We start from the raw sequence: 4,029 nt of genomic DNA on the forward strand, positions 1-4,029 counted from the left end.
AACTAAAACCAAAGGATGAACGATGAAAATCTTAGTTGTAGACGATGAAAGAACCATAAGGGAAACCCTAAAAGAGATACTTGAAGACGAAGGATATCAGGTGTTTACCGAAGAAGTGGGTTCAAGGGTTTATCAAAGGATAAAAGAGATAAAACCAGACCTGATAATTTTGGATCTCTTTTTACCAGGAACTTCAGGAATGGAGGTGTTAGAAAAGCTAAACAAGGAAGGATTGACAGAGAAAATTCCTGTTATCATCGTTTCAGGCCATGGAACAGTAGAAACTGCTGTAAAAACTATGAAATTAAAGGCATTTGATTTCATTGAAAAACCGATAAAGTACGAAAAACTCCTCTCCACAATCAACGAAGCCGTAAAAAACCGACGGGAAAGCCCGGAGAAAATCTGTGACTATAGCGATCTTCCTCTAAGACAGGCAAAAGAGGCTTTTGAAAAAGATTATATATTGAGCGTTCTCAAAAAATTCAACGGAGACCTAAAAAAAAGTGCCAATTTTATGGAAATAGATATCTCAAACCTCTACAGAAAACTCAACAAATACGGCATAAACCAGTAATGGAATGGCTCAAAGAAGAGATAAAGGAGTTAAAAGATAAAGGACTTTACAGGGAGCTCCGCACCCTATCTACTCCTCAAGGGAAGAAAATCGTTATAAACGGCAAGGAATTAATTAACTTCTCATCAAACGACTACTTGGGACTTGCACAAAACTGTTCAAAAGAATGCTTTGAGAAGTGGGGAACAGGAAGTGGAGCTTCAAGGCTTGTGTGTGGAAATTTTGAAATTCACGAAGAACTTGAGGAAAAGCTGGCCGAGATCAAAAAGACAGAGAGCTCCCTCCTCTTCTCATCAGGTTACATGGCAAACGTTGGAGTTATTTCAATCCTTGCAAAAGAGGGAGACTTAATTCTCTCAGACGAGCTCAACCACGCCTCTTTAATTGATGGTTGCAGACTATCAAAAGCAAAAAAAATAGTTTATCCCCACTGCAACGTAGAAACTTTAGAACTAATACTCTCAAAAGTAAGAAAAAAATACCGGAGATGTTTTATAGTAACAGATACAGTTTTCAGTATGGATGGAGATATTGCACCACTAAAAGAACTATTTAAACTGAAGAACGAATACGATGCTGTCTTAATTTTAGATGATGCCCACGGAACCGGTGTTGTTGGTTGGTCTACTTTAGACCTTTTTGACTTAGAACCGGACGAAAAAACAATAATAATAGGAACTCTTGGAAAAGCTCTCGGAACTTTCGGAGCTTTTGTGTGCGGTTCCAAATTGTTAAGAGAATATCTAATAAACAAGTGCAGAACTTTTATTTTTACAACCGCTCTACCGCCAGCAATAGCCTGCCAAACACTCAAGAACTTAAAAAAAGTCCCTGAAAGAATGAGAAAACTTCAGAAAAATATTCAGTTTTTCAAAAATTTAACTGAAATAAACAGCCAATCAGCAATATTTCCTCTATTAGTTAAAACACCAGAAGAGGCAGTTAAACTTTCTCAAAAACTTTATCAGAAAGGCTTTTTTGTTCCGGCCATAAGACCACCAACAGTCAAACAGAGCAGGTTAAGAATTACAATAACCTCAGAACATACAGAGGAAGAAATGGAACTTCTATGGAACAACATTAAATCCCACTAGTTCAGATAAAACGAGCTTGAGGAATACGAAGGGCAGAAGGTTGAAGTAGTTTAAATCCCACTAGTTCAGATAAAACTTCATAAGCTACTTAAACGACTCTCCTTAGCAGGAGTTTAAATCCCACTAGTTCAGATAAAACTACACAGAGCAAGATGCAGTTAACGACCTTAAAGAAAGTTTAAATCCCACTAGTTCAGATAAAACCGGCAATACCTGAAGACCTTAAAGACGTAATAACCCGTTTAAATCCCACTAGTTCAGATAAAACAGCAGATTTAGCTTATTCTAATAGTTAAAGAGCTACAATGCCTAACTTCAAGTATATAGGATGGCGAAGAGATGGTCAAGTGCAGCGGCGGAAGTATAAGTTTTTTATGAATATCTAATGAATATGATTTAAGCCTTTGAGGGACAGATGATTAAGGAAGATTAAAGAAAAAGTAACTCAACTTGCTACCTTCAGAAGCTGTTGAATATTAAAACTCAAGATAAATAGCTTAAGCTTCATAACAAACCCTTCAAGAGTAACAGCATGAATCCTTTTTGGGAATAAAGCTTTTAAACAAGAGCCTACAGTTTCAATAAACCTCCTCTCCACTTTGGCAATAAATTGCTGCAAGGCATTAAACCTCTTTGAGTTCTTCCTCCTAATAGGCATCAGCGAAATTCCTTCAAACTCCTTAAGCAAATCCTCTGCTTCGTAATCGGTATAGCCTTTATCAGCATAAAGAACACTGTTAGAACCCAAATTGAGTGGAAGCTCATACAATCCCCATACATCGTGAACGCTTCCAGGAGTTATCAAAAACTCTCTTATGTAACCTTTGTCGGAAGCAACTATATGAAGCTTAACGCCATGATAGTAAATCCTTTTTGAGGCTACATAACCTCTGAATTCCTTTCCTGAAGCTACTTTACATCTATTGGCTCTTATGTTTTCACAAACCTCAATAGGAAAAGTATCTATTGCATAGCTCTCAACGGTTTCCGATAGAATGGATTTAAAAAGCATAACAGTTACTTCAAAAATGGTCTCTAATTTCTGATTAAGCCTTTTAAGTCGTCTCAGGAATCTGCTTTCACTCAGTACGTAGCTGCAGAACAGACCCATCAATTTGAGAGCTTTTCTAAAGTTACCTCCGAAAAACAGGCAAGCGATGATAGCTGTAGTTAGGACTTCGCTTGAGGACATTTTAGCTTGGGGGTCATCTCTGAAGTTCATAGCTTTTAGGATATCATCTACTATACAGTAGATTGTAACGACTTCGTTGTTCATTTCTGCCCTCCAGGATAGGGGTTTATTCCCTATCCTGGGTTTTTTATCTGTAGGTGGCAAGTCGGGTAAAAAGTAGTTCCGCTGCAGAGTTAGGAAATACTAACGAAGACTTCTAAAATAGTTCTGTATTTTAAAGCTCTGATGGTAAGTAATTATGAGGAGCTCCCCACTTCACTTCCCAGTCGCAACTACTTAACAAGGAGCTCCCCCTCTTCCATCAGCTTAATCTCTCTGTCTCCTGCTTTCAGGATTACAGTTGGTCTCTCTATCAGCAGGTCTATGTGGACGTTTGCCCTCACCTTTCCGCCAAAAGAACTGTTATCTCCCATAGCTATATGGCAGGTTCCAAGTATCTTCTCGGCTTCTAATATGTTGTCAAAACGCTCTGCCCTCTCGTTTGTTCCAACTCCAAACTCTGCTACGTTTCCGGCGTTTTTCTCTTTGTGAATCAATCGGTTCAGGAACTCTGAAAATTCCGGCTCTCCACTTACGGTTTTAACCAGACCGTTTTCAACTTCCATAACTACAGGCTCTTTGAGTTTCCTATCTGGCGCGTAGCGGGTTATGAACTTACCGTTTGCCGTCCCCTCAACGGGAGCTATGAAGGCCTCGCCTGCAGGAAGGTTCCCAAAATCTCCAGGGGAGCAGAGCTTTCCCGTATCTGCAAGGCCGGTTCTTCCCTCAACGGAGAAAGTTATGTCTGTTCCCAACGGACAGGTAATTTTTACCTCTTCTGCGTCTGTTAGAAGTGAGGCAACTTTTCTTGAACGCCTTGCAACTAAGTTCCAGTTGGCCTGGAGTGACGTGTAGAACATGAAGGGCTCAAAGAGGGGCATGCTGGCGAAACGGATTGAGAGGAACTCTGTGCAGAGCTTTCTAAAAAGTGTGTGGCTTATTGAGTGCTGGTTTACAGCTATGACGGCCGTGGGGAGCTCCTCGGGATTTGTGGTCTCAAGGAGAATCTCCTTAATCTCAAGTTCGTCTCCCTCTGTTACCTCCTTCCTCAGGATTCTCTCAAAGAGGCCTTTTTGCTTTACCTCCTCTAATAACTCGTTTCCAAAGGCTGCCCGCCAGACCTCTTC

The 4,029-nt window shown here is 40.1% G+C and carries 3 protein-coding genes, 1 pseudogene and 1 CRISPR repeat array; of the genes and pseudogenes, 2 read left to right on the plus strand and 2 right to left on the minus strand.

The features are described 5' to 3' along the window. Nucleotides 1-22: 22 nt before the first annotated feature. Both F8H35_RS04080 and bioF read left to right on the plus strand, forming a co-directional pair. Entirely contained in the window at nt 23-577 is a 555-nt protein-coding gene (locus F8H35_RS04080; protein ID WP_472572277.1) for a response regulator, read from the plus strand. Further along, nucleotides 577-1,638, plus strand: a pseudogene (bioF, locus tag F8H35_RS04085) (8-amino-7-oxononanoate synthase); the annotation flags it as partial. The gene F8H35_RS04080 and the pseudogene bioF, both read left to right, overlap by 1 nt. 19 nt (nt 1,639-1,657) lie before the next feature. Then, a CRISPR array of direct repeats spans nt 1,658-1,939; the repeat unit is 26 nt; unit sequence TTAAATCCCACTAGTTCAGATAAAAC. Between the two features lie 177 nt (nt 1,940-2,116). On the opposite strand, the gene F8H35_RS04090 reads toward bioF, so the two are convergent. Further along, complete coding sequence (locus F8H35_RS04090) at nt 2,117-2,947, minus strand: IS982 family transposase (protein WP_472572278.1); 831 nt, start codon at nt 2,945-2,947, stop codon at nt 2,117-2,119. A 188-nt stretch (nt 2,948-3,135) separates the two neighbouring features. Continuing rightward, nucleotides 3,136-4,029: aminopeptidase (locus F8H35_RS04095; RefSeq protein ID WP_472572279.1), on the minus strand; the 894-nt coding region annotated here is incomplete at its 5' end.

It is taken from the genome of Thermovibrio sp., from assembly GCA_015488335.1.
In the GTDB taxonomy this organism is placed as follows: Bacteria; Aquificota; Aquificia; order Desulfurobacteriales; family Desulfurobacteriaceae; genus Balnearium.

Excerpts from the sequence above, each read along its gene's own strand:
- F8H35_RS04080 (WP_472572277.1), top strand. The coding sequence starts at position 23 with ATGAAAATCTTAGTTGTAGACGATGAAAGAACCATAAGGGAAACCCTA.
- F8H35_RS04090 (WP_472572278.1), bottom strand. The coding sequence starts at position 2,947 with ATGAACAACGAAGTCGTTACAATCTACTGTATAGTAGATGATATCCTA.